Raw genomic sequence first — 26,244 nt, 5'->3', positions numbered from 1 at the left:
CGTCGGCGTTGAACCTGTCCGGCGGATCCCCGCCGCGTCTTCCACGGGGCGGGGATCCGCCGGGCGGGCTCTAGTGGCCCTCGCCCTGCGGAGGCAGGGCCGCGACGACCGGGTGGTCCTTCTCGATCTTGCCGACCTTGGAGGCGCCGCCGGGCGAGCCCAGGTCCTCGAAGAAGTCGACGTTGGCCTTGTAGAAGTCCTTCCACTGCTCGGGAAGGTCGTCCTCATAGAAGATCGCCTCAACGGGGCAGACGGGTTCGCACGCGCCGCAGTCCACGCACTCGTCGGGGTGGATGTAGAGCATACGCTCGCCCTCGTAGATGCAATCGACGGGGCACTCCTCGATGCACGCCTTGTCCAGGACGTCCACGCAAGGCTGCGCGATGACGTAGGTCACCTCGGGCTCCTTCTTCTTTACGCACCTAGGCACGACTTCGACCGCGGGTTGCTACGCCCTAGTATTGCCGTGCCCGCCACTTCTCTGAAACGGGAGGGGGTCCTCTGCGGTGCCTCCCGCCTTCGGAGCTCGGCTGAGTATCACCATAACCCCTGCTGACGTGGGGAAAAGGGTCACAACCCGGAGACGGGTCCCCGAGGGTTTCCGCGACGCCGTCGGCGAGCTGGAGTTCTGGCGGGACGGCGTGCTGGGGGTGCGCAAGCGCGACGGCGCCCTCGTCGAGATCCCCGAGGAGTCGCTCGCCGCGGCCAAGGTGGTCGCAGAGCGGGCGTAAGCCGTTCACCAAGAAAGCTCGCGCCTCCTCGACCGCTCCGCCCGTCCCCGTGAGTATCCCGCACGTGACTGTACGCAGCATCGCCGCCGCCGTGATCCTGTCCGCCGTGCTCGCCGGGTGCGGGGCCGCCGAGACCCCGGCGCCCCGGAGCGCGCCGGCCGCCCCGGTGAAGCTCCAGGCCGCCTCCGTGCGGGAGGGCTTCACGAGCATGGACGGCCTCGTCGAGGCGGCCCGGCGGGAGGGCTCGCTCACGGTGATCGCGCTGGCGCGCGACTGGGTGAACTACGGCGAGATCATCGACGCCTTCTCCGACGAGTACGGGATCAAGGTCACCGAACTCGAACCGGGAGCGAGCAGCGCGCGCCAGATCGAGGCCGCCGCGCAGCTCAAGCCCGACGTCTTCGACCTGAGCCTGGAGGTGGCGGTGGCCAACGCCGACGCCTTCGCGCCGTACCGGGTGCACGGCTGGCAGGACATCCCCGACGACCTCAAGGACACCGGGGGGCGCTGGTACGCCGCCTACGGCGGGTACATGTCCATCGGCTACGACTCACGCCGGGTCGCGGCCCCGGCCTCCTACGCCGACCTGCTCAAGCCCGGCTACAGCGTCTGGCTGCCGGGCGACCCGCGGCGGAACGCGGCCGCCTTCGGCGGCGTGATGGCCGCCTCGATCGAGGGCGGCCGGGCCGAGGCCGGGCGGGGCGTGGAGTTCTTCGCGCGGCTGAAGGAGGCCGGGAACCTCGCCGCGCCGGGGCAGCCGCCCACCGCCGTCCTCGACTGGGACTTCCGCAACGCCGCGAGGGCCGCCGAGAGCCCCGGCGACGGGCCGGGCTGGAAGGTCGTCATCCCGCGCGGCGCCGCCCTCGGGACCTACTACGTGCAGGCCGTCAGCAAGGACGCGCCGCACCCGGCCGCGGCCCGGCTCTGGCAGGAGTTCCTCCTGTCCGACCGGGGCCAGAACCTCTTCCTGAAGGGCTTCGCCCGGCCGGTCCGGCTGGAGGCCATGCGGATGCGCGGCACGCTGGACTCCGAGCTGGCCGGGCGGCTCCCCGCGGCGCACGGCGAGCCGATGGTCCTGACCGTCCCGCAATCCGACGCCGCCAAGGCTTACCTGCGGCGCGAGTGGGCCGGGGCGGTCGGACATCAGTGATGCCTGTGAGACTGATATGTCGGGACATGCTAAAGGCTCTAAAGTGATGGGAGAGCACTGGCACGGAGCCGCACTGTCTCAGAATGTGAGCTGATCGTCTTGCGATACGACACACCGAGCTTGATGAGGTGGACCGCTCGCACTCATGACACCGGCTTCGGATACGTCTCCGCCCACGGAGCCCCCCTGGTCGACCTCCTCGACCCGCAGCCCGGCGAGCGCATCGTGGACCTCGGCTGCGGCACCGGCGTCCTGACCGCCGAGATCGCCTCCAGGGGCGCCCACGTGCTCGGGATCGACGGCTCCCAGGCGATGATCGAGAAAGCCCTGGCGCAGTATCCCGGCCTGGACTTCATCGTCGGCGACGGACACGATTTCGTGCTCGCGCAGCCGTACGACGCGGTCTTCTCCAACGCGGCCCTGCACTGGATGAGCCGCCACCCGGACGCGGTGATCGCCAGCGTCCGCGAGGCCCTGGCCCCGGGCGGCCGGTTCGTGGCCGAGATGGGCGGCGCGGGCAACTGCGCCGCGCTGACGGCCGCGGTGTCCACCGCGTGGCGGGAGTACCGGCTGCCCGACCCCGATCTGCCGTGGTACTTCCCGAGCCCGGCCGAGTACGCCTCCCGGCTGGAGAAGGGCGGGTTCGCCGTCCGCATTCTGGAATACTTCGACCGCCCCACGCCACTTGACGAATGCCCCAACGGGGCGGCGGACTGGGTACGGATGTTCGCCGGATCGCTGCTCCACGGGGTGCCCGCGGACGTCGTCGAACCGCTGCTGCGCCGGGTGAATGAGCTGGCAGCACCCGCTCTGCGGCGGGAGACCGGCTGGATGGCCGACTACGTCCGGCTACGCTTCGCCGCGGTACGTCGCTGACCAGATCCGTGCGCTGGGGTGATTTGCCAGACTATGGTCTGTTCTATGAATCTCGCTCTCCAGCGATGAGGAGTGGATTGGGCGGCTTGAGGGGCTGGTGAAGGAACGGATGAACTTCTGTCTGAGTGACCTCGTGCCACCGCTACGCTGGAGCGACGCGGCGACGATTCCGGTCCTGCGCGACCAGCCCGGCCTGCCGGACGCCTGGTGGCGCGCTCTGCCGCTCTCCCGCGTGCTCGCCGTGCTCGGGCCCGAGCGGCTGGCCGCGATCGTCGCGGAGATCGCCCTGACGCGCTGGCCCGCCGCGGCCGTGGGCGACGTCCTGCCCGCCCTGCACGTCCTCGACCCCGACGAGGCCGCGGAGCTCGACGAGCCCTGCACCGCCATCGCCCTGGACCGGGTCGGAGGGTCCTGGCCCGCGCTCCTCGCGCTCACCGGCCACGACCTCCGCGACCAGCCCTTCATCAACGCGCGGCTGCTGCTCGACACCCTCTTCACGGCCGTCTTCACCCGCATGGCCCCCGCGTCCGCCGTCGCCCCCGGTGCGAGCGGAGTGCCCGCCGGGGCCGGGACCTCCCTCCCCGCCGCCGAATCCGCGGAGCGAGCGGAAGCCGGACGGGAGGCGGAGTCCGAGCAGGAGGCGCAGCCGGTCGCCGCAGCGGATGAGAGCTCGGTGGACGAGAGTTCGCCGGCGGATGAGAGTTCGCCGGCGGACGAGTCGGACGACGCCCCGGTCGCGGCCGGGGCGGAGAGCGCCACGGCCGGACTGCGGGTCGAGGACATCCCGGCCGGGCCGGAGACTGCCGAGGCCGCAGACGCCGAGGCCGCCGAAACCGCAGACGCCTCAGACGTCGAAGATGTCGAAGATGTCGAAGACGCAGACGCCGAAGATGTCGAAGATGTCCAGGCCGCCGAAGCAGAAGCCACGGACGCCGAGGCGGCGGACGCTAAGGCCGCAGACGACGGAGCCGGCGCGGAGGCCGCAGACGACGGAGCCGAGGCCGCAGACGACGAGGCCGGCGCGGAGGCACGGCGGGAGCCGCAGGACCTCCACGCCCTGATCGACGCGGTCTTCGCCGACCTGGACGACCTGAGCTGGGCCGTCGCGCAGAATCGGGTGTTCGGCGAAGAGCCGGCGGCCGTGGAGGCGCTGGCCAAGCTCTTCGCGGTCCAGCCCGAGGTCGTCGGGGACGCCGAGACCGGGCTGCGCGGGCGGCTGGACGACTGGCTCGCCTCCGCCGAGGCGGCGCCGTACCGGGAGCACCTGGCCCGGCTCCGGACGGACCTCGGCAAGGCCGCCCCCAAGAAGCGGCTGATCGAGGCGGCCGACTGGCACACGCGGGAGCTCTCCTCCCTCAACATCCCCGCCTGGCAGTTCGTGCTGGGGACCCTGTCCGACCACTACCTGGTCGACGGCTGGCTGGTGGACGGCGACATCGTCGAGCTGCGGCACCGTACCCGCGACCTGATCAGCGGGGCCGAGCGCCCCACGACCGTGAGCAGGGCCCTCGAACTGGTCTCCTCCCTCGGCATCCACCCCGATGTCGCCAAGGAGTGGCTGGAGAACGTCCCGCAGCTCCGCATCCTCGGCGCGAACGGCCCGGCGGCCCAGCCCGCCGCCGGTGCGCGCCCCGCCTCGCCCGAGACCGGCCCGTGGTTCAACGGCGTCCCCTCCGCCCCGCCGGAGAACGGCCGGGGTCCCAACGGCGCTCCCCCCGTCCCGCCGGAGAACGGCCGGGGCGCCAACGGCGTGCCTCCCGCTCCGCCGGAGAACGGCCAGGACGCCGACGACGCTCCTCCCGTCCCGCCGGAGGCGGCGCCGGCCCGGCCGTTCGTGCCGGAGAACCCGGCCGGCGACGCGGGAGCAGGAGCGGATCCGTTCAAGTCGCCGCTCCGCCCGCTCAAGGACGTGGCGCTCACCCGGCGCTGCTTCCGGCAGCCCGACGGCCGGTGGTGGCTGAGGATCGACGTGACCGCCGAGCACATCGAGGGGTCCGAGTGCCCGCTGCCCGGTGGGTTCGCGGCATATCTGGGCATAGGCCCCGGCGACAGCCGCACGGTCAGCAGCGCGGCGGGCGAGCTGACCCTGAACTGGCAGGACCGGCCGGTCCTGGAGTCGCTCGGACCGCTCCTGCGGGACGCCGGCGCCAAGGAGGGGAGCCACCTGTTCCTGACGTTGTCCGAGGGAGGGGTCCTGCGCGCCAGGCACCTGCCCGCGGCCGGGCCGGGGGTGGAGCCGGTCATGCGGGCGCTGCGCCTGGTGGGCTACACCGCTCCGTACGAGAACGCCGAGCACGCCGCGCGGGTGATCGCCACCCGGGTCGGGATGGCCGGGCCGGTGAGCCTGCCCGACCTCCTCACCCGTCTGCGCGAACGTGGGGACCGCGACCTGCACTCCCTGCTGGCGTAGCGATGCCCCGACTCGCCCTCTCCCCCGAGTTCCCCGCCGAGCTCAGCGCCCTGGCTCCGCAGGTGCGCCGGGACGCGGTGACCTCGGTGCGCCGGTTCCTGCAGAACGTGTCGGGCGCCCCGCATCCGGAGCGGGTCAGGGGCGCCAGGGACGACCGGATCGCCACGCTGCGCCTGGCCGACCGGTACCGCGGCGTCGTGGTCAGGCAGCGGGACGTCTACTGGCTGCTGACCGTCCTTCCGGACGCCGACGCCTGGTCCTACGCCCAGCGTTACCGGTTCGGGGTCAACAGCGTGCTGGGAGTGGTCGAGGTATGGGACGCCGCGGCGCTGGGGCGCGTGGAACCGGCGCTCCGCAGGGCGGCGGGAACCTGCACGACCCGCCTGTTCGCCGATTTCTGCGACACCGACCTGGCCGCGCTGGGCATCGATCACCGTTTCCTCCCCCTGCTGAGGCAGATCACCGATGAGCTGACCCTGGAGGCGCTGGAGCCGCTGCTGCCCCCGACGCAGTACGTGCCGCTGGCCGCGCTGGCCCGGGGGGAGTCGGTGGCCGGCGCCTGGCGGGAGCTGGATCTCTGCCGCGCGGCCGAGCCCGTCGGTTCCGTCCCGCCCGCGGGATCGGAGCCCGTCAGGTCCGCCCTGTCCGCGGGGCTCGCGACGCCTGCGGCGTCTGTCACGTCCGCGGCGTCCGCGGCGTCTATCACGTCCATGCCGTCCGCGGGACCGGCCGAGCCCGTGGTGGACCCCGACGACCTGGCCGCCGCGCTCCTGCGCAGCCCGGACCGCGCCGTCTTCGTCGGCGGCGCGCGCGAGCTCAACCACGTCCTGGACTCGCCCGGCTGGTGCGTGTTCCTGCACCCGCCGCAGCACCGCCTGGCCCGCGGGGGGCCCTACGACCGGCCGGTCCTGGTCACCGGCGGGGCCGGCACCGGCAAGACCCTCATCGCTCTGCACCGCGCGGCCCACCTGGCCCGGGGCGGCGCGGGCCCGGTCCTGCTCGTCACCTTCTCCCAGGGGCTGATCTCCGACCTCTCCGCCAAGCTCGACCTGCTGATCGAGGACGAGGTCGTGCGCAAGCGGATCGAGGTCGGCAACGTGGACCGGCTCGCCCACCGCATCGTCTCCGAGGCCGAGGGGCGCCCGCCCGTGCTCGTCGGCGCCGCCGAGCTGACCGCGCTCTGGCAGGAGGCGGAGAGCGGCCACGGCCCGGCCTTCCTGCTCCGCGAGTGGGAGCAGGTGATCCTGGCGCAGAACCTCCAGACCCTGGAGGAGTACCTGGCCGCCCCCCGTCCCGGCCGCGCCGTCGAACTCTCCGCCGATCAGCGCGCCGACGTCTGGCGGTCCGTGGGGCACGTCATCGGGCGCCTGGCCGAACGGGGCAAGCGGACCCTGCTCCAGCTGGCCGCCGAGGCGGCGACCCTGCTCGGCCAGTTCACCGGGGACCTGCTGGAGGAGACCGAACCGCGGCGGGAGCCGTACCGGCACATCGTGGTGGACGAGGCGCAGGACCTGCACCCCACGCAGTGGCGGCTGCTGCGCGCGGCGGCGCCGTACGCGCCGGACGACCTGTTCATCGTGGGCGACCCGCACCAGCGGATCTTCGACACCCGGGTGGCGCTCGGCTCGGTGGGCATCGACGCGAGCCAGCGGCGGCTCCAGGTGTCCTACCGGCTCCCGCAGGAGATCCTCTCCTGGGGGGTACGGCTGCGCGGGGGCGGACCGGCCGACGGGCTGGTGGCCGGGGTTCAGGAGTTGTACGGTTTCCGCGCCACGCGGCACGGCCCGCGCCCGATGGTCCGTGCCTACGATTCACCGGAGGACGAGCTGAACGGTCTGGTCACGCACATCTCGCAGTGGTTGGAGGACGGCGTCCGCCCGGGGGAGATCGGCGTGGCCGCCAGGACCGCGGACCTCGTCCGGGAAGCGAGGGCCGCCCTGCGGAATTCGGGGGTGCGGGCGACCACGCTGCACGGTATGAAAGGTCTGGAGTTCCGGCGGGTCGCCGTGATCGGCGTCACCGACGGGATCGTGCCCGCTCCGGAGTCCCTCACCCCGGCCGGGGAAGACCCCGCGGCCCGGGCGCACGACCTCCAGCGCGAGCGCGGTCTGCTCTACGTTGCGTGCACGCGAGCCCACGAACTGCTCTACGTGTCCTATTCCGGTCGCGCCAGCCCTTTTCTCCCCACCTGACCACATAGTCTGAACTGCGGATACATTCCCCTTTGCCGGTTGGACCTCAATGAACCTCAGCCTGAGCGACATCGCGCCACCCCTGCGCTGGACCTCTCCCGGCCAGGTAGCGCCGATCGCAACCGACGCCCGTCTCCCTGAGGCGTGGTGGCAGGCAATCCCGCTGGAGCGGGCCTGCTCCACCATCGGGACCTCCGAGGTCGCCGGGCGGCTCGCCGACCTCGCCATGACCTGCTGGGGTCATCTGGCGCTCGGGGACGTCCTGCCCCTGCTCAGGTTCGCCGACCCGGCCGCGAGCGCGCAGACGCCCGAGGCGCTCGGCCGCGAGGCGGTGCACCGGCTCTTCACCGACGTGCTGCAGCGACTGCTCGACCCCGTCCCCGAGGACGGCGCCGCGCCGGGCCGCACCGCCCGCCCGGACCGGCCGCTGCCCGATCTGATCGACGGGGTCTTCTCCGCGCTGGACGACCGGCAGCGCGCCATCGCCAGAGACCGGCTCTACGCCTCCCAGCGGGTGACGCTGGACGACCTGGCCCAGCGGTTCTCGGTGACGCGCGAGCGCATCCGGCAGATCGAGCGCGACCTGCGCGACCACGTCGAGACCTGGCTGTCGACCCCGGAGGCGGCCCCGCTGGTGGCGCACGTCTCGTGGCTGCGGGGCCGGCTCGGCTCCGCCGTGCCCGCCGACGACCTGGCCGCCGCGGTGCCCTGGCACCGCACCGACCTGGCCACGCTGGGCATCCCGTCCTGGCGGTTCGTGCGCACCCTGCTGACCGGGTACGAGCAGGTGGACGGGTGGCTGGTCGCGGGCGGCGCCGACGAGCTCCGGGAGAAGACGCGGCAGCTGTTCGCCGACGGGCCGCGCCCCCTGGCCGAGGCCGTCACGCTGGTCAGCCAGCTGGGCATCCGCGAGGACGTGGCCGAACGCTGGCTGATCTCCGTACCGCAGCTGCGGGTGCTGGAGGACCACGTGGTGCCGTGGCCGCGCAGCGTCAACGACAAGGCGGAGGCCGTGCTCGCGGTGGCCGGGAACGCGCTGACCCCCGAGGAGATCCAGGAGCGCATCGGCGAGGACTACAGCCTGGTGGGGATCCGCAACCAGCTCACCGCCGACGACCGGTTCCTGCGCCTGGACCGCAACAAGTACGGCCTGACCCGCTGGGGCGGCGAGCAGTACCTCGGCATCCGCGAGATGATCGTCCGCGAGATCGAGCGGGCCGGCGGCGAGGCGTCGGTCAACACGATCGTGTCCAACCTGACCGGCCGCTACGACGTGAGCGAGAGCTCGGTGCGCGCCTACGCGGGCGGGCCCGGCTTCGAGCGCACCCAGCGCGGGTGGATCCGGGTGGCCGGGACCGAGCCGGCCGACTACCAGCCGCGCCGGGACGTCTCGGCGACCCGCCGCTGCTTCCGCAGCCGCGACGGCCGCTGGTGGCACCGGGTGGACATCAACGCCGAGCACCTGCGCGGCTCCGGCTCCCCGCTGCCCACCGGCTTCGCCGCCTACCTCGGCATGGCCCCGGGCGGCCAGCTCACCGCCTCCACCCCCGCGGGCGACGTGGTGATCAGCTGGCACAACCAGCCGACCATGGGCTCCATCCGGCCGGTCCTGGCCTCCTCCAACGCCACTGAGGGCGACCACGTCTTCCTGACGGTCTCCGACGGCGGCGAGCTGCTCACCCGGTACCTGCCCGCCGCGATGTCCGGGATCCCCGGCATGAACCGGGCCCTGCACCTGATCGGCTACACCGCCCCGGTGGCCTCCGAGGCGGAGGCCATGCGCCTGATCGGCACCCGCATCGGCCTGCCCGAGGGCGCCACCCGCGAGGAGGTCCTGGCCCGCCTGCGCGAGCGCGGCGACCGCGACATCCTCGCCTACCTGGAAGGCACCGCCTGACCGTACGGCTGCGCCGGTACGGCGCGCACCCGGGCGATCGGAGGGGGTCAGCCCCAGGTGACCGGCAGCCGGGTGGGGCCGCCTACGGCGCGACCGATCTTGCGGGGGATGGTCTCGGCCGGTACGGCCAGGCGCTGTCATAGGTGCCGTAGGGGTGGCTCAGCAGCACCTGGGTGAAGGTGGCGATGTTGGAGGCCACCGTCTCCCAGCCACCCAGCAGCAGAGCGATCGGCAGCATGACCTGCTGGTGTTCGGGGAGGCCGGCGCCATCGGCGGCGATCTGCGACAGCAGATCGCCGACGGGCGTCTCGCGCCGGTGCCGCAGCAGCCGGCTCAGGTGGTCGTACATGGCGAACAGCGAGGCCTCGGCTTCCTGCGGTGAGAGCGTGCTGTGGCTGAGGAAGGCCCGGCTCCAGTGATAGAAGTCGGTGCGATCGGCCTCGGGCAGGCCCAGCAGGTCCGTGATCGTTTCCAGGGCGACGGGCAGGGCGAAGTCGGCCACCAGGTCGGCAGACGAGCCGCTCGACAGCATCGCCTGCAGCCGCGCGGCGGTGCACCGCTCGATCCGATCGCGGAGGGCTCCGATCGCCCGGGGGGTGAAATGATCACTGACCAGTCTGCGCACGCGACTGTGCCCGGGACCGTCCAGACCGAGCAGGGTGCCGTCCAGACCGGCCACATCGTCGAAGGGCAAGGCCCGCTCGCGCGAGAAGGCCGGGTCGCGCAGCACCATGACGACGTCGTCATAGCGGGTGACGAGCTTGGCGGTGCCGCCGGCGATCCGCATCACCTCGACCACGCCCGTGCCGCTGTCCCGGATCTCGTGATAACGCTCGTTGAGATACAGGCCGGGCCGGTTGATCCCGTCGGGTCCCTGGTCGAGCGGGTGGCGGAACGGGCACGCGTCGGCAATCGGCTCCTTCATGACTGTGCTGGTCCTTTCTGACCCGAAAGGACGATCCGGTGCTTCAGCCGGATCGCCGGGTCATGGCAGAGGATCAACAAGTCAAGGATCGATACGCCGGTATGAGACGTCAACAGGGCGTCGCGGGAGTCGAACCCCCGGAGCCCAGCCCCGACAGCCGGCTGGACGACCCGCCCGCACAGCACGACCATGTCCCACAGCCGTAGCCCTCCACCGCTCCGTCCCGGCCGGCGGCGACGCGCTTGGGCCGATCGTTCACAGGGTGGCCGCGATCCTTTCCGCGCCTCGTCCGGACAGCCCGGCGAGCCCGGCGGCGCGGCCGGTCGCCAGCAGGAGCAGGTCGCCCACCGGGCCGCGGATCTCGTCCGGTCCTCCGCCGGCGGACCAGTCCAGGTCGGTCGCGATCAGCCGCATGCCCTTGAAGCGGCGCCGGGCGCCGTAGAAGAGGCTGTCGCGGACGTGGTCGAGGGCGGCGGCGGCCTGCCGTGCGGGCATCTCGCGGACCCGGCCCAGCGGGCGCGCGATGTCCTGCCCGTGCACCAGCGCGTCGACCAGCGGGTCCAGCGGACCGGCGCCGGGCGCGCGGTGGGCCGAGCCCGCCGTCGCCCGCACCTGCTCGATGAGCTCCGCGGGCCGGTACCGGGCGGCTCGCCGCCGTGCTTCGGCGGCGGTCATCCGGTCCCAGTCGCCCCGAGCCCTGATCATGCCCGTGATCGTACCCAGCAGGGTGGTCCGGGTGGACAGCGTCAGGTGGGCGGCCACGTCGTGGACCGTCCAGCCGGGGCACAGCGAGTCCGCCTCCCACTCGTGCGGTTCGAGCTCGTCGAGGAAGTCGGCGAGGCTCAGGCGCTCGGCGGTCAGCCAGTCCATGATCGTGTTCTTGTCCATGCCGGTCCTCCATGTCGTGTGCCGCACGGGCGTGACGCCGTACGGCATCACCACGGACGGGATCCGGCCGGATGGACACCGCCCGGGAATTTTCCGTGACCGCCTTGTCGGCGCCGTGGCTCCTGCGCCCGATCAAGCCCGATTAGGCTCGGGGCATGTTGCGGCTCTATGACGCGGCGCGGCGGCGGGTCGAGCCGGTCGTGCCCGCGGGCGCCCGTTCCCTGCGGCTGTACGCCTTCGGCCCGTCCGCCGGGCACCGGCCTCATCTGGGGGACCTCCGGTCGTTCCTGCTGGCCGACCTGATCGGGCGGCTCGCCGGACGCCGCCGGGTGCGGGTGCTGGCCTGCCACGCGACCGACGGGGAGGCGTTCGCGGACGACCTGCCGGCGCTGAACGTCCGGCCTCCGGACCGCTCGCTGCCGGTGGATGAGGCGGCGACGCTGGTCTCCGGGTTCGCCCCCGGGGTGATCGAGCTGGGGACGCCTCCCGGGCTGATCGTCTTCGACGCGGGCCTCCCGGGGATCGCCCGGTGGACCGGGAGCGGGAGGCTGCTCTTCGAGGGCCGGGAGCTCCTCGCGGGGCAGGGCGGGGAGGGCGCCGTGCGGCTCCGGGACGTGACGGAGGCGGGTCTCGATCCGCTGGCCGTACGGCTGGCGCTGCTGGGACACCACTACCGCGAGGACGCGGAGCTCACCTGGGACGCCCTGCGCGGTGCGGACGGGACCCTGCGGCTCTGGCGTTTCCGGGTCGCGACGTGGTCGGAGGCGCCGAGCGCCCCGATGCCCGCCGACCGGGTCGCCGCGATCGAGGACGCCCTCGACGACGACCTCGGCAGCCCGGCCGCCCTGCGCCTGATGGACGAGCTGGAGCGGGACGAGTCGCTCGCCCCCGGATCCCGCTTCGAGGCGTTCCTCCACCTCGACCAGGTCCTCGCCCTGGACCTCCCCTCGGAGATCGGCCGTTCCCGTCCCCCGGCCGGTTAAATGTCGGTGCCGGCCGATAGCGTCGCGATCATGAGTGAGAACGGTGTTGTCGTACGGCGGGCGCAGGCGCGTGATCTCGACGGCGTGGTCGCCTGCAGTGCGGCGCTGTTCGCCGAGGACGCGGGCGCCCGCGACCCGGCGCTGAACGTGAACTGGCCCCGGGAGTACGGCGCGGCGAAGTTCGCCGAGGCCGTGGACGACCCCGGTCGCCTGGTGCTGGTGGCCGACGACGGCGAGCGGATCATCGGCCACCTGACCGGCTCGGTGTCCGGCCCCACCCCGATGCGCCCGGTCGTGGTCGCCACCCTCGGCAGCATCTACGTGCGGCCCCCCTACCGCGGCCAGAAAATCGGCGCCCGGCTGGTGGAGGAGTTCAGGGCGTGGGCCCGCGGCCACGGCGCGCAGTACGCCGGGGTGACCGCCTACGCGGGCAACGAGGGGGCGTCCCGCTTCTTCGAGCGCAACGGCTTCGTCATGCACGCGGTGGTGCGGGAGACGGTCCTCACCTGACGCGACACGTAACTTACGTTCGCCATCACCTGCACCTGGTGCAACTCACGCCTGACGTAAGTTACCTCTCATGTCAGCTCGTTCCATGACCTCACGGCGTTTCGTCGGTCGCGCGGCGGAGCTGGAGGCGCTGGAACACTGGTGGGAGAGCCCTTTCCCCGACCCCGCGCTCATCTGGGGCCGCCGCCGCGTCGGCAAGACCACCCTCGTCGAGCACTTCGCCGTGGGACGGCGCACCGTCTTCCACACGGCGACGCGCCGCCCGGTCGCCGACGAGCTGGCGGAGCTCTCCAACCGGGTGGCGGCCACGGTCACGATCCCCGGCCGCGACCTGCGCGCGCGGCCGTACGAACGCTGGGAGGATCTCCTGGACGGGCTCGCCGGAGCGGCCCGCGACGAGCCGCTCCTGCTGGTCCTCGACGAGTTCCCCGAGTTGATCGCCCTTTCGCCCGCGCTGCCGGGGACCCTGCGGGCGTTCCTCGACCGGTCCCGCGGGAAGACCCTGCTGCGCATCCTGATCTGCGGGTCGTCGGTGCGGACGATGGAGGCCGTCCAGGGCGACCGGCAGCCGCTCCACGGACGGATCGGCCTCGCCCTGCCGCTGCGGCCTTTCCGCCCGCACGAGGTCGCGGCGATGCTGCCCGATCTCCGGCCCGCCGAACGCGCGCTGGCCTACGGGGTGGTCGGCGGGACGCCGCAGTATCTCGACTGGTGGGACCAGGACACGTCGGTGATCGAGAACCTCCGGCGGCTCGCCTGCCGCCCGGGCTCCCCGCTGCTCGCCGAGGGCGACCGGATCGTCGCCTGCGAGGCCGACCCCGGGAGCCTGCCCGCCGGGGTGCTCTTCGCGATCGCCTCCGGCAGGACCAAGCACCAGGAGATCACCGACGCGGTCAACGCGGAGCCGAGCCGCACCCTGGACCGGCTCGTCCAGACGCGGCTGGTGGAACGCCAGGTGCCGGTCACCGAGGACCCCAGGCGCAGCCGTAAGAGGATCTACCGCATCGCCGACAATTTCCTCTCCTTCTACTTGGACGTCCTCGAACGCCACCGCGCCGAGATCGAACGCGGTCTCGGCTACTCCGTCGTCGGCGAGATCGTCTCCGCGCTGGACGACCGCATGGGCGCGGTGTACGAGGACGCCTTCCGGGAGCACCTCAGGCGCCTGGCGGCGGCCGGGCGTCTGGCCCCCTCCGTCGTCGCGGTGGGCCCGTGGTGGCGCGCCGACGGCCAGGGCCAGATCGACGCGGTGGTCGTCGGACGGCGCGACGGCGCGGAGACGCCGGTCATGGTGGGCGAGTGCACGTGGGCCCGCAAGGTGGACGCGGCGCGGTTCTGCCGCATGCTCGCCTCCGCGGCGGCCGAACTGCCCGCCGTCCCGGACGACCTCGCCTACGCCGTCTGCGCCCGCGACTCGATCGTCAACGCGACCCCGGGGATCCTCACCCTCACCGCCGCCGACGTCTTCGCCCCGGATCTCATCTGACCGGAGGGCGCACCGGACGGCGCGGCCCGGCGGGCCCGGGCGTGCTCAGAGGGCGTGCGGGCTGACGACGATGCCGTCCTCGTCGCTGTAGAGCCAGGCGCCCGGGGCGAAGGTGACCTCGCCGAAGGTGACGGGGACGTCGACCTCGCCGGCGCCGTCCTTGGCGCTCTTGCGGGGGTTGGAGCCGAGGGCCTTGATCCCCAGGTCGAGGGCGGCGAAGGCGACCGTGTCGCGGACCGCGCCGTTGATCACGACGCCGGACCAGCCCGAGGCGACGGCGGAGGCCGCGATCATGTCGCCCATCAGGGCGGTGCGCAGCGAGCCCGCGCCGTCCACGACCAGGACCCGGCCCTCTCCCGGGGTCGCCAGCACCTTCTTGACCAGGGCGTTGTCCTCCAGGCAGCGGATGGTGGCGACGGGCCCGGCGAAGCGGGGGCGCAGGCCGTACGAGCGGAACTGCGTCACGCAGCTCGCCAGGGTGTCGCCGTGGGCGTCGATGAGGTCGGCGGTGGTGAACTCCATGCGCCGCATTGTGGCGGATGCGAGAATGGCGCCCCCACTCCGGGGGGCTGACAGACTTGCTGGGACATGTCACCTAGGAGGTCTTTGTGAGGTTCCGGCCGTATGCCTGGATGCCCCGATCGCTGAAGTGGCTCGCGCGAGCGCTCACCGTCGTCGTGGTGCTCGGGCTGGCTCTCGGCGGGGTGGTCGTGTGGAACGTACGGGCATCCTTCCCCCAGCTCTCGGGCGAGCTCAAGGTCGATGGCCTAGCCGGAAAAGTAACCGTATATCGCGATAAAAACGGCATTCCCCACATTTATGCAGACTCTTCGGAGGATCTCTTCCTCGCCCAGGGATACGTCCACGCCCAGGACCGGTTCTTCGAGATGGATTTCCGGCGGCACGTGACCGCCGGGCGGCTCTCGGAGATGTTCGGCTCCTCGACGCTCACCGAGGACAAGGTCATCCGGACCATGGGCTGGCGGAAGGTGGCCGAGCAGGAGCTGCCGCTGCTGGCCGAGGAGACCCGGCACGCCCTCGACGCCTACGCCGCGGGCGTGAACGCCTGGATGGAGGACAACCAGGGGGCGTCGGACAGGAGCCTGGAGTACGCGGTCCTGAAGCTGACCAACTCCGACTACCGGCCCGAACCCTGGACCCCGGCCGACTCCCTGGCCTGGCTCAAGGCCATGGCCTGGGACCTGCGCTCCAACATGTCCGATGAGATCAGCCGGGCGCTCGCGGCGGCGAAGCTGCCCCGCGAGCGGGTGGAGCAGCTCTGGCCCGCCTACCCGTTCGACGCCAATCAGCCGATCGTGACCCGGGGCGCGGTCTCCGGCGGGAAGTTCGACCAGGACGCGGACCCGCGCGAGGAGGACGGCCCGGCCCGGGAGAGCGTCACGCGCCTCAACGCCGACGTGCTGACCCGTGCCTCGCGGGCCCTGCGGGCGGTGCCGAGCCTGATGGGCGACCCCGCGGGCGGCAACGGCATCGGCTCCAACTCCTGGGTGGTGAGCGGCCGGCACACGGCCTCCGGCAAGCCGCTGCTGGCCAACGACCCGCACCTGTCGGCCGCCCTGCCCTCGGTCTGGTATCAGGCGGGGCTGCACTGCCGCACGAAGAGCGCCGCCTGCCCCTTCGACGTCACGGGGTTCACCTTCTCCGGGGTGCCCGGCGTGATCATCGGGCACAACGGGACGATCGCCTGGGGCTTCACCAACCTCGGCCCCGACGTCGCCGACCTGTACCTGGAGCAGGTCAAGGACGACTCCTACCTGCTGACGGGCGAGTGGAAGCCGCTCACCGTGCGGACCGAGACCATCCAGGTGGCCGGGAGCGAGCCGGTCCGCCTGCGGGTCCGGGAGACCGCGCACGGGCCGATCATCTCCGACGCCATGACGAACGTGCGCGAGACGCTGCCCGGCGCGGCCGTGGCCGCGGGCGGGGAGGCCGGCGCGGCCAACGCGGTCGCGCTCAGGTGGACCGCGCTGGAGCCCGGCCGGACCGCGGATGCGATCTTCATGCTCAACACGGCGCGGAACTGGGAGGAGTTCCGGGCCGCGGCCGCCAAGTTCGACGTGCCCGCGCAGAACATCGTCTACGCCGACGTCGAGGGCAACATCGGCTACCAGGCGCCCGGCCGGATCCCCGTCCGGACCCGGGGCGACGGCGCCTGGCCGGTGCCCGGATGGACCGGCGAGCACGACTGGCGGGGCACGGTCCCCTTCGACGAGCTGCCCAGCCTCTACAACCCGCCGGAGGGCTACGTCGTGACCGCCAACAACGCGGTCGCCGACCCCGCCTCCTACCCGCACCTGCTCACCGGGGACTGGGCGTACGGCTACCGCTCCCAGCGCATCCTGGACCGCCTGGACGCCGCGCTGAAGAAGGGCGAGGTGGACGCCGCCGCGATGAGCGCCCTGCAGCAGGACAGCCACAACGGCTTCGCCCGGTTCCTGGTGCCCAGGCTGATGGACCTGGACCTGGCCGGGCCCGCCGAGGGCGCCCGCGAGCTGCTGCGCGAGTGGGACGGCTCCCAGGAGGCGGACTCCGCCCCGGCGATGTACTTCAACGCCGTCTGGCGCCACCTGCTGATCGAGACCTTCAACGACGACCTGCCCGAGGGCGCCCGGCCGGGCGGCGGCGACCGGTGGTTCGAGGTGGTCCGCACGATGCTGGAGCGGCCCGGGGACCCCTTCTGGGACGACGTCGCCACGGGTGCCCGGGAGAGCAGGGACGACATGCTGCGCCGGGCCCTGGGCCTGGCCTACGACGAACTGAGCGGGCGCCTCGGCCCGGACGTCCGGGCGTGGCGCTGGGGCGACCTGCACGCCCTGAAGCTGACCCACCAGTCGCTGGGCTCGTCGGGCATCGCCCCGATCGAGTGGCTGTTCAACCGGGATCCGTTCCCGGTGAGCGGCAACGACGACGCGGTCAACGCCGCCGGGTGGGACGTGCAGGAGGACTACGCGGTGGGCTGGCTGCCGTCCATGCGGATGGTCGTCGACCTGGCCGATCCCGACAGGTCCCGGTGGATCAACCTGACCGGCGCCTCCGGGCACGCCTTCCACGGCAACTACGCCGACCAGGCGCCGCTGTGGGCGAGCGGGAAGACCACCCCGATGCACGCCCGCGAGGAGTCGGTGCGCGAGGCGGCGGCGAACACGCTGACGCTCGTCCCGTGAGGACCGGGACCGGTTGAGGCGGTGACTCCCCGGCCGTGAGCGTCCCGGCCGGGGAGTGAACCCCGGTCATGAATGCTCCGGCCGGGGTTCACTCCCGGCCGGGCCGCCTCGCCCTGGCCCACCACGGCGAGACGCGCGGGTAGTTCCCGTCCTCCAGGTTCGCCAGCCGCTCGAACAGGTTCCACGACGCCTGGTTCCCGCAGACCAGCATCGAGACGATCACCGCGACGACGTAGAGCGGGAGCATCGGCAGGCCCGCGCAGGCGGCGTACTGCGAGGCGTGCCGGTCCTCGTGGCGGAGCAGGGCGCCGGACAGGTAGCCCTCCGCCTCACCGTGCCGGGTCAGGACCACGTTGCCGATGGTGAAGGCCCCCGCGATCGGGAACGGGATGCGGTAGCCGTAGGCCAGCACCAGCCCGTCGGGTCCCGCCGTCACCCGCGCGCGGCCGAGGCGGGCCACCAGCAGCCCGAGGGGCGTGGACAGGTTCACGTAGTTGATCGTCCGCCGTACCCGGTGCCATCGCCGCATACCGACGATTGTGTGTCATCCCGACAGGCGGCGGTAGCGACCTTCGTGGTAGAGCAGGGGCGAGCCGTCGGCCGGGGTCGCCACCGCGACCACCTCGCCGACCACGATCGAGTGGTCGCCGCCGTCGTGGACGGCGACGGTCCGGCACTCGACGGTGGCCAGGGCGTCGTCGAACAGCGCGACGCCGAGCCGGCCGTGGTGGTGCGGGTGGCCCTCGAGCTGACCCTCGAGCGGGCGGCCCCGGTGGGCGAAGAAGCGGGAGGCGTCCTCGGCGCTCTCCTCGAGGACCGACACGCCCCACACCCCGGCCGAGAGCACGGCGCCGTGGAAGCGGGCGACCTTCTCCACGCAGATCAGCGCGAGCAGGGGGTCGAGGGAGACCGAGGCGAAGGAGTTGACGGTCATCGCGTAGTCGATCTCGTCGAGCCGGGTGGTGACGATCGTGATGCCGGTCGCGAAACGCCCCACGGCCCTGCGGTAGGCGTCGCGATCGGCCCGGTCCCCTGTCTGCACGGAGGCCACCTTATGCAATCAGGTCGGATCCGGCTTCACCCGGCCACGGCCGTACGACCGCTCGGTGAGAAGCCACGACCCGCCCCGGGAGGGGACGAGCAGGACGCCCGCCATGATCGCGATCACGCTCCCGTAGAGGTAGACGTAGCCGGAGACGTCGTTGGCGATGATCACATCGCCCTCGGGGCGCTCGGCCAGCCAGAGCATGGTCGCCAGGAGCCAGCCCGTCGCGGGCGCCAGGGCCGCGCCCTTGCCCTCCATCACCCGTCCGGCGCCGTGGCAGACCGCGAAGAGCAGGGCGATCCAGGCCAGGGCCGAGGCCGGGACGGGCCGGATGTACCACGAGTGGTGGAAGCCGCCGAGGAGGCCCGCCATGACGCCGAGCAGCGTGAGCACGACGTACATCAGCACGGTCAGGACCATCGGTCCCCGGCCCGTCCCGTGCCCCTGCTCGTGGATGTGCCCGGGAATCGGCCCCGGGACCTGCTCTGTCACATCCACCGAGGCTAGCCGATCCCCGCGAACAGGTCGTCTTCGCGGTCGTACGGCTCGCCGATGCCGCCCGCCTCCTCCGGGGCCCCCTTCCCGGCGGAGCCGGGCACGCCCGCGCGCAGGATGAAGTGCTCGACCCCGAGCGCCTGCTGGCCGACGTTGTTGGACAGGGCGAACCAGGGCTCGGCCACGCTGATCTGGGTGGCGTGCGCGCGCATCGCCGCCAGTTTGGCGCCGACGTGCTCGCGGGCGTCGATCTCGGTGGTGACGTCCTCGTCCGCGCAGCCGAACGGCAGGTCGTCGACGTCCTCGACCAGGAACTCGATCCTCGCCTCCAGCATCGCCTCGTTGGCCCGGCGCATCGACGACCTCGTCATCGCGGTGAAGTAGAACTTGGCGACCCGCCACGGCTCGCCCTCGCCGAACGCCGGGTCGGCGGCCAGCTCGAAGGCCCGCCAGGAGACGCGGTGGGCCTGGATGTGGTCGGGGTGGCCGTAGAAGCCGTTCTCGTCGTAGGTGACCAGGACCTGGGGCCGGACCTCGCGGATCACCTTGACCAGTTCCCCCGCCGCCTCGTCGGGGTCGGCCTGCCAGAAGGCGTCCGGCCGGTGGTTGGAGGCGGCGCCCATCATGCCGGAGTCGCGCCAGCGGCCCGGTCCGCCCAGGAAGCGGTGGTCGGCGACGCCGAGCGCCGCGCAGGCCGCCTCCAGCTCGCCGATGCGGTGCCGGCCGAGGGTGTCGTCGCGGTCGGCGGTCAGATGGGCCAGCTCCGCCGGGATGACCTCTCCCTCCTCGCCGAGCGTGCAGGTGACGAGGGTGACGTGGGCGCCCTCCCCCGCGTACTTGGCCATGGTCGCCCCGGTGCCGATCGTCTCGTCGTCGGGGTGGGCGTGCACGAGCAACAGACGCCGATCATTCATGTGCCCGAGCGTATCGGCGACTTATCCGGAACCCCTCACAGACCTGGCAGGATGGTGTCATGAGTGAGAGCTTCCCTCGTCTGCACGCCAGGACCCGCCGTTTCACGCTCGGAGTGCCGCGCGGCTTCACGATCGCGCCCGACGGTTCCCGGATCCTCTTCCTGCGGACGAAGGACGGCTCGGACCCCGTCACCTGCCTGTGGGAGTTCGACGTCGCGAACGGCGCGGAGCGCCTGGTCGTCGATCCGCGCACGCTGGACGCCGACGAGGAGAACCTCCCGCCGGAAGAGCGCGCCCGCCGCGAGCGCAGCCGCGAGCAGGCCGGCGGCATCGTCGGCTACAGCACCGACACCGCGGTGACCACGGCCGCCTTCGCCCTGTCCGGCGCGCTCTACGTCGCCGACCTGCGCAGCGGGGACGCGCGCCGACTCACCACTCCCGGACCGGTGATCGATCCGCGCCTCTCCCCCGCCGGCGACCGCGTCGGCTACGTCACGGGCGGCGCGTTCCACGTCCAGGAGCTCGGCGGCGGGCCCGGCGACGGGGCGGACCGCGCGCTGGCCGTCCCGGAGGCCCCCGAGGTGACCTACGGCCTGGCGGAGTTCGTCGCGGCCGAGGAGATGGACCGCATGCGGGGCTACTGGTGGTCCCCCTCGGGCGACGCGGTGCTGGTCGAGCGGGCCGACGAGTCCCCGGTGCGCAAGTGGTTCATCGCCGACCCGGCCAACCCGGACCGGCCCGCCGTCGAGCAGCGCTATCCCGCCGCGGGCACGCCCAACGCCGAGGTCGAGCTCTTCGTCCTGGGACTCGACGGCTCGCGCGTGCCCGTCCCCTTCACCGACGAATACCTCGTCACGGCCCGCTGGGACGCCCACGGCCCGATGATCGTCACCATGTCGCGCGACCAGCGGACGATGAGCCTGCGGGAGGTCGACCCCGTGACGGGCGCGACCACCCTCGTCCGCCGGGACACCGACGACGCCTGGGTGGAGATCGTCACCGGCGTTCCCGGCCACCTGTCCGACGGCACCCTCGTCTGGGTCGCGGACGCCGACGGCGGCCGCCGCCTGATCATCGGTGACGCGCCGGTCACCCCGCCCACCCTCCAGGTCCGCGAGGTCCTCGACGTCGAGGGCGACGCGGTGCTCTTCCGGGCCAGCGGCGGCGACCCCGCCGAGATCGCCCTGTGGGCCTACCGCGACGGCGGCATCACCCTGGTCAGCCCGGCCGGGAGCGGCGTCTACAGCGGCCGCACCGCGGGCGGCACCCTCCTGATCACCGCCCAGACCCTCGGCAGCGAGGGCACCGCGGTGCAGGTCTCCCACCACGGCGCGCCCCGCGGCCACATCTCCTCCCACGCCGAGCGCCACGGCCTGGACCTGCGGGTCTCCCTCATCCGCGCGGGCGAGCGCGACCTGTCCACCGCGGTGATCCTCCCCGCGGGGCACGTTCCCGGCTCGGCGCGGCTGCCGGTCCTGATGGACCCCTACGGCGGGCCGCACGCCCAGCGCGTCCTGTCCGCCTCCGGCGCCTTCCTGACCAGCCAGTGGTTCGCCGACCAGGGCTTCGCGGTGGTCGTCGCCGACGGCCGCGGCACCCCGGGCCGCGGCCCCGCGTTCGAGCGGGCCATCCGGCACGACCTGGCCACCCCGGTCCTGGAGGACCAGGTGGACGCCCTGCACGCCGCCGCCGCCCAGTATCCCGACGATCTCGACCTGTCCCGGGTCGGCATCCGCGGCTGGTCCTTCGGCGGCTACCTGGCGGCCCTGGCCGTGCTCCGCCGTCCCGACGTGTTCCACGCGGCGGTGGCCGGGGCCCCGGTGACCGACTGGCGCCTGTACGACACCTGCTACACCGAGCGCTACCTCGGCCACCCCGACGAGGGCCACTACGACGCCTCGTCGCTGTTCGGCGACGCGGGCAAGCTCGACCGCCCGCTCCTGCTCATCCACGGCCTGGCCGACGACAACGTGGTCGCCGCGCACACGTTGCGGCTGTCGTCGGCGCTGCTGGCCGAGGGACGCCAGCACAGCGTGCTCCCGCTGTCCGGGGTCACCCACATGACCCCGCAGGAGGTCGTGGCCGAGAACCTGCTCCTGCTCCAGGTCGACTTCCTCAAGAAGTCCCTCGGGATCACGGAGGATCTCGGCTGAGACCGGGGCCGGGGCGAGGCCCTACCGGGGCGTTCCGTGCCAGCTGCCCCACAGGGCCGCGTAGGAGCCTCCCGCGGCGACGAGCTCGTCGTGGGAGCCCAGCTCGCTGATCCGGCCGTCCTCGACCACCGCGACCCGGTCGGCGTCGTGCGCCGTGTAGAGGCGGTGCGCGATCGCGATCACGGTGCGGCCGTCGAGGACCGCCGCCAGCGAGCGCTCCAGGTCGCGGGCGGCCCTGGGGTCGATCAGCGAGGTGGCCTCGTCCAGGACCAGCGTGTGCGGGTCGGCCAGGACCAGGCGGGCGAGCGCGAGCTGCTGCGCCTGGGCCGGTGAGAGCCGCTCCCCGCCCGAGCCGACCATGGTGTCCAGCCCGTCGGGCAGGGCCTCGACCCACTCCCGGGCGTCGACGGCCGCCAGGCACTCCCGGACCCGCGCGTCGTCGGCGTCCGGGCGGGCGATCAGCACGTTGTCGCGGAGCGTGCCCCGGAACACGTGGTGTTCCTGGGTCACCAGGGCGACGTGGCCGCGCAGGTCGTCCAGAGGGAGCTCGACGAGCGAGGTGCCGCCGACCGTGACCGAGCCCTCGCGCGGGCCGTGGATGCCCGCCAGCAGGCGGCCCAGCGTGGACTTGCCCGCGCCGGACGGGCCCACCATGGCCAGCCGCTCCCCCGGCCGGACCGTCAGGTCGATGCCGTGCAGCACGTCATGGCCGCGGCGGTAGGCGTAGCGCACGCCCTCCGCCCGCAGTTCCTCCCCGTCGGGGACGCCGGAACCGGTCGCGCGGTCGTCGGGCACCTCGGCCACGCCCAGCAGGCGGGCCATCGAGGCCCCGCCGACCTGGAGCTCGTCGATCCACATGAGCAGCCGGTCGAGCGGGTCGGCGAGCTGCTGCACGTAGAGCACGACCATCGTGATCTGGGCCAGCGAGACCCACCCCTCGATGTAGAACAGGCCGCCGGCGACCAGCGTGACGGCGATGGGGATCACGTAGCTGAAGTCCACCGCCGGGAACCAGACCGTGCGCAGGCCGAGCGTGTAGCGCTCGGCCGCCCAGGACCGGGCGATGTCGGTGTCGGTGCGCCGGTGGCGGCGCTCCTGCAGGCCCAGCGCCTCGACGGTGCGGGCGCCGTTGACCGTCTCGGCCAGGCCGTCGGTCATGTCGGCGTAGGCGGCGCTCTCGCGGAGGTAGCCGGCCGTGGCCCGCCTGAGGTACCAGCGGGTGGTGAACCACAGCAGCGGGGCCGACGAGAGGCCGAGCACCATCAGCAGCGGGCCCGCCAGCAGGAGCGCGCCGACGCTGATCGTGATGGTGACCATCGCGATCAGCGTCTCGGGCACGGCGTACCGCACGGTCCGCGACAGGGCGTCCACGTCCCGCGAGGTCCGGCTGATCAGGTCGCCCGACCCGGCGCGCTCGACCGTGGACAGCGGCAGGCCGAGCACCCGGCCGACGAACTCCTCGCGCAGCTCGGCGAGGACCTTCTCACCGAGCCGGGAGGAGGTCAGGACGGCGAATCTGACCAGCAGGGCCTGGAGGGCCAGGAACCCCACGACGGCCAGCGCGACCGCGGTGACATGGACCTCCGCGCCCTTCTCGATGTCGTCGACGAGCCCGCCCAGCAGCCACGGCACCGTCAGACCGGCGACGGCGGCCAGGCCGTGCAGGGTCAGCGTCACCGTCAGCTCCCGCGGATACTTCAGCGTGAGCCGACGGGCGTAGGCCCGGACCTGTGCCTGGTCGGCGACCGGCAGGATCTCCCTGCTCATCCGGCTCAGCCCTCCTCTCGGGTGACGGTGGCGGCGTAGGCGGGCGCGGTGGCCAGCAGCTCCCGGTGGGCGCCCTGGGCCCGCACGACGCCCTCCTCGACGTAGATCACTTGGTCGGCCCGGTCGAGCACCAGCGGGCTGGTGGTGCAGACCAGCGTGGTCCGGCCGGACCGGGCCTTGGCCAGCCGGTCGGCGATGCGCGCCTCGCTGTGGGCGTCGACGGCGCTGGTGGGCTCGACCAGGATGAGCACCTCCGGGTCGGCCGTCAGGGCGCGGGCGAGCCGGAGCCGCTGCTGCTGGCCGCCGGAGAACTCCCGGCCCGCCTCGGCCACCCGGCTGTCCAGGCCGTCCGGCAGGGCCTCGACGATGTCCTCGGCGCACGCGGCGTGCAGCGCGGCGGCGAGGTCCTCGTCCGAGGCCCGCCCGCTGACGTCCAGCTCGTCGCGGAGCCTCCCGGCGAACAGCGCCGCGCCGTTGTCGGCCACCAGGATCCTGCGGCGCACCTCGGCCAGCGGCAGCGTGTCCAGCGGCACGTCGCCGAAGTCCACGTCACCGCCGCTGTAGCGGCCGAGCCGGTCGGCGATGGCGATGGACTCCTCGGGGGCGGCGGCCGCGATGGCGGTGAAGATGCCGGGACGGACCGCGACCCCGGAGGCCACGTCGCGCAGCAGGCCTCCCGGGTGATCGGCGTCGGAGCGGCCGGTCCCGCCGGTCATCTCGGGCTCCAGGTTCAGGATGCGCACCACCCGGCCGGCGGCGACGTGGCCCTTGGCCAGCTTGTCGGCCGCCTCGGTGAGCGTCCGCATCGGGGCGATCAGGAAGACCGCGGCGCCGTAGAAGGCGACGAGGTCGCCGGGGGTGATCGTCTGCCGGAGGGTGAAGGTCGCGCCCAGCCAGGTCACCGCGGCGACCAGCAGGCCGGGGAGCAGGATCTGCGCGCCCTCCAGCATCGACTGGACCGAGGCCACGCGCACGCCCGCGTGCCGTACCTTCTGCGACTCCTCGGCGTAGCGGTCGGCGAAGACCTGCTCGCCGCCGACCCCGCGCAGCACGCGCAGGCCCGCGACGATGTCGGCGGCCCGGGTGGACAGCTCGCCCTGCAGGTCGCGGTGGTCGTGCTGGCGCCGGTGGAGCGGGCGCAGCAGCGGCGCGACGGCGACGGTCATGACCGGCACGCCGACCAGGACCGTCAGGCCCAGCGGAACGGAGGTCCTGATCAGGATGACGGTCACCGTGACGATGGCGAAGAGCGAGCCGACGGCGCGGAGCAGGATGTCCAGAGCGTTGCCGATGTGCGCGATGTCGGAGTTGCCGACGCTGACCACCTCGCCGGTGGACACGCGCTTGGGCAGCGTCGCCCCCAGCCGGGTCGCCTGCCTGGCGGTGACCTGGACGGTCCGGTAGGCGGCGCTCAGCCAGTTGAAGACGGCCATCCGGTGCCGCATCGTGCCCGTCACCGCCTGGACGGTGCCCAGGGCCAGCACCACCGCGCCGCTGGTCAGCAGCGCCGAGGTGTCCTTGGCCCGGATGGCGTCGATCCCCGCGCCGACCGCGATGGGCACCAGGGCCATCGCGATCCACCACACGGTGGCGTAGCCGATGCCGACCGCCAGGGCGCCCGCCTGACGGCGGGCTATCCAGACCAGGTAGCGGATCGGTGATCGGGCGTCGGGGGTGCCGGGATCGGCGACAGGTAGAGAGCGCATAACCGTTCCAGGCTGGCAAGGTCCGCCCTGGTCAAGCAAGTCATTTTCCGGCCTTCGTCAACCATTGTTGACAGGCGGCCGCCGTCAACATAAATTGACATCATGAGCGATACGGCGCAGCTGGCCTCCGACGCCGGCAGCCGCGACCCCGCCGTCGGCCTCCGTGCCGTGCGGGCCCTGCGGATGCTGGTCGAGCGCCTGGAGGCCCTTCAAGTGGAGAACGCGCGCGAGCAGGGCTGGTCCTGGCAGGAGATCGCCTACTGCCTGGAGGTCTCCCGGCAGGCGGTGCACAAGAAGTACGCGGGGGGCCGGGGGCTCCTGAGGAGGGAGAAGTAGTCATGTTCGAGCGGTTCACGCGGGACGCCCGCCAGGCCGTCAAGCTCGCCCAGGAGAACGCCCGGAGGCTCAACCACCACTTCGTCGGGAACGAGCACATCGTGCTCGGCCTGCTCGACCAGCCCGAGAGCGTCTCGGCCCGGGTGCTGATCCGGCACGGCCTGGACCACGAGCGGGCCTACCGGGCCGTGTTCGACATGATCCCGCCGCACGCGGGCGACCGGCTCGACGCCGACGCCCTGGAGGCGATCGGGATCGACCTGTCGGCCATCCGGGAGCGGGTCGAGGCCGCCTTCGGCCCCGGCTCCCTGGACCGGCCCCCGCAGCGCACCCGCCAGGGCCGCCTGGTCAGCGGGCGGCACGTCGCCTTCACCGGCCCGGCGAAGAAGGCCCTGGAGCTGTCCCTGCGCGAGGCCATCAGCCTCAAGCACAACCACATCTCCGACGGCCACATCCTGCTGGGCGTCCTGCGCGCCGGCCCGGGCCCGGCCCACCGCATCCTGGCCCAGGCCGACGTGGACCTGGAGACCCTGCGCGAGGAGGTCGTCGCCGAGATGGCCTGACCCCGGCGAGCGGGCCGTGCGGCGGAGAGCCC

General features: G+C 72.9%; 23 protein-coding genes. 13 read left to right on the top strand and 10 right to left on the bottom strand.

What is annotated here, in order from left to right; all coding sequences use genetic code 11:
- Positions 1–70 precede the first annotated feature (70 nt).
- Positions 71–397 (bottom strand): ferredoxin, encoded by a 327-nt coding sequence (gene fdxA, locus Plo01_RS18935; RefSeq protein ID WP_101788270.1) that lies wholly within the window; start codon positions 395–397, stop codon positions 71–73.
- Positions 398–557: 160 nt separating this feature from the next.
- On the opposite strand from fdxA, the gene Plo01_RS18930 reads away from it, so the two are divergent.
- The 6 genes from Plo01_RS18930 to Plo01_RS18905 all read left to right on the top strand — a co-directional run bounded on the left by Plo01_RS18930 (position 558) and on the right by Plo01_RS18905 (position 9,256).
- The gene (locus Plo01_RS18930; RefSeq protein ID WP_239316625.1) at positions 558–731 is read left to right on the top strand and encodes a putative acetyltransferase; all 174 of its coding nucleotides are present in this window, start codon (positions 558–560) and stop codon (positions 729–731) included.
- Between the two features lie 64 nt (positions 732–795).
- A complete protein-coding gene (locus tag Plo01_RS18925; protein WP_203891957.1) occupies positions 796–1,881 on the top strand; it encodes an ABC transporter substrate-binding protein in 1,086 nt (361 codons plus the stop codon).
- A gap of 123 nt (positions 1,882–2,004) precedes the next feature.
- Entirely contained in the window at positions 2,005–2,757 is a 753-nt protein-coding gene (locus Plo01_RS18920) for a class I SAM-dependent methyltransferase (protein ID WP_203891956.1), read from the top strand.
- A 109-nt stretch (positions 2,758–2,866) separates the two neighbouring features.
- On the top strand, positions 2,867–5,167 hold the full coding sequence (locus Plo01_RS18915) for a hypothetical protein (protein WP_203891955.1): 2,301 nt from the start codon (positions 2,867–2,869) through the stop codon (positions 5,165–5,167).
- A gap of 2 nt (positions 5,168–5,169) precedes the next feature.
- Positions 5,170–7,359, top strand: a complete 2,190-nt coding sequence (locus Plo01_RS18910) for a UvrD-helicase domain-containing protein (protein ID WP_203891954.1) — start codon at positions 5,170–5,172, stop codon at positions 7,357–7,359.
- Between the two features lie 49 nt (positions 7,360–7,408).
- Complete coding sequence (locus Plo01_RS18905) at positions 7,409–9,256, top strand: sigma factor-like helix-turn-helix DNA-binding protein (protein ID WP_203891953.1); 1,848 nt, start codon at positions 7,409–7,411, stop codon at positions 9,254–9,256.
- Positions 9,257–9,338: 82 nt separating this feature from the next.
- Here Plo01_RS18905 and Plo01_RS18900 read toward each other — a convergent pair whose 3' ends face one another.
- Positions 9,339–10,181, bottom strand: a complete 843-nt coding sequence (locus Plo01_RS18900) for a cytochrome P450 family protein (RefSeq protein WP_203891952.1) — start codon at positions 10,179–10,181, stop codon at positions 9,339–9,341.
- 255 nt (positions 10,182–10,436) lie between these two features.
- Positions 10,437–11,069 (bottom strand): maleylpyruvate isomerase family mycothiol-dependent enzyme, encoded by a 633-nt coding sequence (locus Plo01_RS18895; RefSeq protein WP_203891951.1) that lies wholly within the window; start codon positions 11,067–11,069, stop codon positions 10,437–10,439.
- 155 nt (positions 11,070–11,224) lie between these two features.
- On the opposite strand from Plo01_RS18895, the gene Plo01_RS18890 reads away from it, so the two are divergent.
- The 3 genes from Plo01_RS18890 to Plo01_RS18880 all read left to right on the top strand — a co-directional run bounded on the left by Plo01_RS18890 (position 11,225) and on the right by Plo01_RS18880 (position 14,048).
- The gene (locus Plo01_RS18890; RefSeq protein ID WP_203891950.1) at positions 11,225–12,052 is read left to right on the top strand and encodes a hypothetical protein; all 828 of its coding nucleotides are present in this window, start codon (positions 11,225–11,227) and stop codon (positions 12,050–12,052) included.
- Positions 12,053–12,082: 30 nt separating this feature from the next.
- On the top strand, positions 12,083–12,562 hold the full coding sequence (locus Plo01_RS18885) for a GNAT family N-acetyltransferase (RefSeq protein ID WP_203891949.1): 480 nt from the start codon (positions 12,083–12,085) through the stop codon (positions 12,560–12,562).
- An 85-nt stretch (positions 12,563–12,647) separates the two neighbouring features.
- The gene (locus tag Plo01_RS18880) at positions 12,648–14,048 is read left to right on the top strand and encodes an ATP-binding protein (RefSeq protein WP_203891948.1); all 1,401 of its coding nucleotides are present in this window, start codon (positions 12,648–12,650) and stop codon (positions 14,046–14,048) included.
- Between the two features lie 45 nt (positions 14,049–14,093).
- On the opposite strand, the gene rraA is transcribed toward Plo01_RS18880, so the two are convergent.
- The gene (rraA, locus tag Plo01_RS18875) at positions 14,094–14,570 is read right to left on the bottom strand and encodes a ribonuclease E activity regulator RraA (protein WP_203891947.1); all 477 of its coding nucleotides are present in this window, start codon (positions 14,568–14,570) and stop codon (positions 14,094–14,096) included.
- A 110-nt stretch (positions 14,571–14,680) separates the two neighbouring features.
- Here rraA and Plo01_RS18870 point away from each other — a divergent pair, with 110 nt between their 5' ends.
- Entirely contained in the window at positions 14,681–17,233 is a 2,553-nt protein-coding gene (locus tag Plo01_RS18870; protein ID WP_203891946.1) for a penicillin acylase family protein, read from the top strand.
- 88 nt (positions 17,234–17,321) lie between these two features.
- On the opposite strand, the gene Plo01_RS18865 is transcribed toward Plo01_RS18870, so the two are convergent.
- The 4 genes from Plo01_RS18865 to mshB are packed head-to-tail and all read right to left on the bottom strand — an operon-like array spanning position 17,322 to position 19,687.
- Complete coding sequence (locus Plo01_RS18865) at positions 17,322–17,762, bottom strand: hypothetical protein (RefSeq protein ID WP_203891945.1); 441 nt, start codon at positions 17,760–17,762, stop codon at positions 17,322–17,324.
- A gap of 15 nt (positions 17,763–17,777) precedes the next feature.
- Positions 17,778–18,275: a flavin reductase family protein gene (locus Plo01_RS18860; RefSeq protein WP_239316623.1), complete on the bottom strand. Its 498-nt coding sequence runs from the start codon at positions 18,273–18,275 to the stop codon at positions 17,778–17,780.
- Between the two features lie 18 nt (positions 18,276–18,293).
- Positions 18,294–18,770, bottom strand: coding sequence for a DUF6113 family protein (locus Plo01_RS18855; RefSeq protein ID WP_203891943.1), 477 nt, complete (start codon positions 18,768–18,770; stop codon positions 18,294–18,296).
- An 11-nt stretch (positions 18,771–18,781) separates the two neighbouring features.
- Positions 18,782–19,687, bottom strand: a complete 906-nt coding sequence (gene mshB / locus Plo01_RS18850; RefSeq protein ID WP_203891942.1) for an N-acetyl-1-D-myo-inositol-2-amino-2-deoxy-alpha-D-glucopyranoside deacetylase — start codon at positions 19,685–19,687, stop codon at positions 18,782–18,784.
- Between the two features lie 59 nt (positions 19,688–19,746).
- Here mshB and Plo01_RS18845 point away from each other — a divergent pair, with 59 nt between their 5' ends.
- Entirely contained in the window at positions 19,747–21,840 is a 2,094-nt protein-coding gene (locus Plo01_RS18845; RefSeq protein ID WP_203891941.1) for a S9 family peptidase, read from the top strand.
- 21 nt (positions 21,841–21,861) lie between these two features.
- On the opposite strand, the gene Plo01_RS18840 is transcribed toward Plo01_RS18845, so the two are convergent.
- Complete coding sequence (locus Plo01_RS18840) at positions 21,862–23,607, bottom strand: ABC transporter ATP-binding protein (protein WP_203891940.1); 1,746 nt, start codon at positions 23,605–23,607, stop codon at positions 21,862–21,864.
- A 5-nt stretch (positions 23,608–23,612) separates the two neighbouring features.
- Positions 23,613–25,313, bottom strand: a complete 1,701-nt coding sequence (locus tag Plo01_RS18835; protein ID WP_203891939.1) for an ABC transporter ATP-binding protein — start codon at positions 25,311–25,313, stop codon at positions 23,613–23,615.
- Positions 25,314–25,415: 102 nt separating this feature from the next.
- Here Plo01_RS18835 and Plo01_RS18830 point away from each other — a divergent pair, with 102 nt between their 5' ends.
- Positions 25,416–25,649 (top strand): RNA polymerase subunit sigma-70, encoded by a 234-nt coding sequence (locus tag Plo01_RS18830; protein ID WP_203891938.1) that lies wholly within the window; start codon positions 25,416–25,418, stop codon positions 25,647–25,649.
- Positions 25,650–25,651: 2 nt separating this feature from the next.
- Positions 25,652–26,212 (top strand): Clp protease N-terminal domain-containing protein, encoded by a 561-nt coding sequence (locus Plo01_RS18825; RefSeq protein WP_203891937.1) that lies wholly within the window; start codon positions 25,652–25,654, stop codon positions 26,210–26,212.
- Positions 26,213–26,244 lie beyond the last annotated feature (32 nt).

It is taken from the genome of Planobispora longispora, assembly GCF_016863135.1.
Lineage (GTDB): Bacteria > Actinomycetota > Actinomycetes > Streptosporangiales > Streptosporangiaceae > Planobispora > Planobispora longispora.
This window is presented reverse-complemented; position numbering and strand designations above follow the sequence as displayed.

What these genes read in the sequence shown, in the direction of transcription:
- Plo01_RS18920 (WP_203891956.1), top strand. Translation starts at nt 2,005, where the DNA reads ATGAGGTGGACCGCTCGCACTCATGACACCGGCTTCGGATACGTCTCC.
- Plo01_RS18915 (WP_203891955.1), top strand. Translation starts at nt 2,867, where the DNA reads ATGAACTTCTGTCTGAGTGACCTCGTGCCACCGCTACGCTGGAGCGAC.
- Plo01_RS18910 (WP_203891954.1), top strand. Translation starts at nt 5,170, where the DNA reads ATGCCCCGACTCGCCCTCTCCCCCGAGTTCCCCGCCGAGCTCAGCGCC.
- Plo01_RS18905 (WP_203891953.1), top strand. Translation starts at nt 7,409, where the DNA reads ATGAACCTCAGCCTGAGCGACATCGCGCCACCCCTGCGCTGGACCTCT.
- Plo01_RS18900 (WP_203891952.1), bottom strand. Translation starts at nt 10,181, where the DNA reads ATGAAGGAGCCGATTGCCGACGCGTGCCCGTTCCGCCACCCGCTCGAC.
- Plo01_RS18895 (WP_203891951.1), bottom strand. Translation starts at nt 11,069, where the DNA reads ATGGACAAGAACACGATCATGGACTGGCTGACCGCCGAGCGCCTGAGC.
- Plo01_RS18890 (WP_203891950.1), top strand. Translation starts at nt 11,225, where the DNA reads ATGTTGCGGCTCTATGACGCGGCGCGGCGGCGGGTCGAGCCGGTCGTG.
- Plo01_RS18885 (WP_203891949.1), top strand. Translation starts at nt 12,083, where the DNA reads ATGAGTGAGAACGGTGTTGTCGTACGGCGGGCGCAGGCGCGTGATCTC.
- Plo01_RS18880 (WP_203891948.1), top strand. Translation starts at nt 12,648, where the DNA reads ATGACCTCACGGCGTTTCGTCGGTCGCGCGGCGGAGCTGGAGGCGCTG.
- rraA (WP_203891947.1), bottom strand. Translation starts at nt 14,570, where the DNA reads ATGGAGTTCACCACCGCCGACCTCATCGACGCCCACGGCGACACCCTG.
- Plo01_RS18870 (WP_203891946.1), top strand. Translation starts at nt 14,681, where the DNA reads ATGCCCCGATCGCTGAAGTGGCTCGCGCGAGCGCTCACCGTCGTCGTG.
- Plo01_RS18865 (WP_203891945.1), bottom strand. Translation starts at nt 17,762, where the DNA reads ATGCGGCGATGGCACCGGGTACGGCGGACGATCAACTACGTGAACCTG.
- mshB (WP_203891942.1), bottom strand. Translation starts at nt 19,687, where the DNA reads ATGAATGATCGGCGTCTGTTGCTCGTGCACGCCCACCCCGACGACGAG.
- Plo01_RS18845 (WP_203891941.1), top strand. Translation starts at nt 19,747, where the DNA reads ATGAGTGAGAGCTTCCCTCGTCTGCACGCCAGGACCCGCCGTTTCACG.
- Plo01_RS18840 (WP_203891940.1), bottom strand. Translation starts at nt 23,607, where the DNA reads ATGAGCAGGGAGATCCTGCCGGTCGCCGACCAGGCACAGGTCCGGGCC.
- Plo01_RS18835 (WP_203891939.1), bottom strand. Translation starts at nt 25,313, where the DNA reads ATGCGCTCTCTACCTGTCGCCGATCCCGGCACCCCCGACGCCCGATCA.
- Plo01_RS18830 (WP_203891938.1), top strand. Translation starts at nt 25,416, where the DNA reads ATGAGCGATACGGCGCAGCTGGCCTCCGACGCCGGCAGCCGCGACCCC.
- Plo01_RS18825 (WP_203891937.1), top strand. Translation starts at nt 25,652, where the DNA reads ATGTTCGAGCGGTTCACGCGGGACGCCCGCCAGGCCGTCAAGCTCGCC.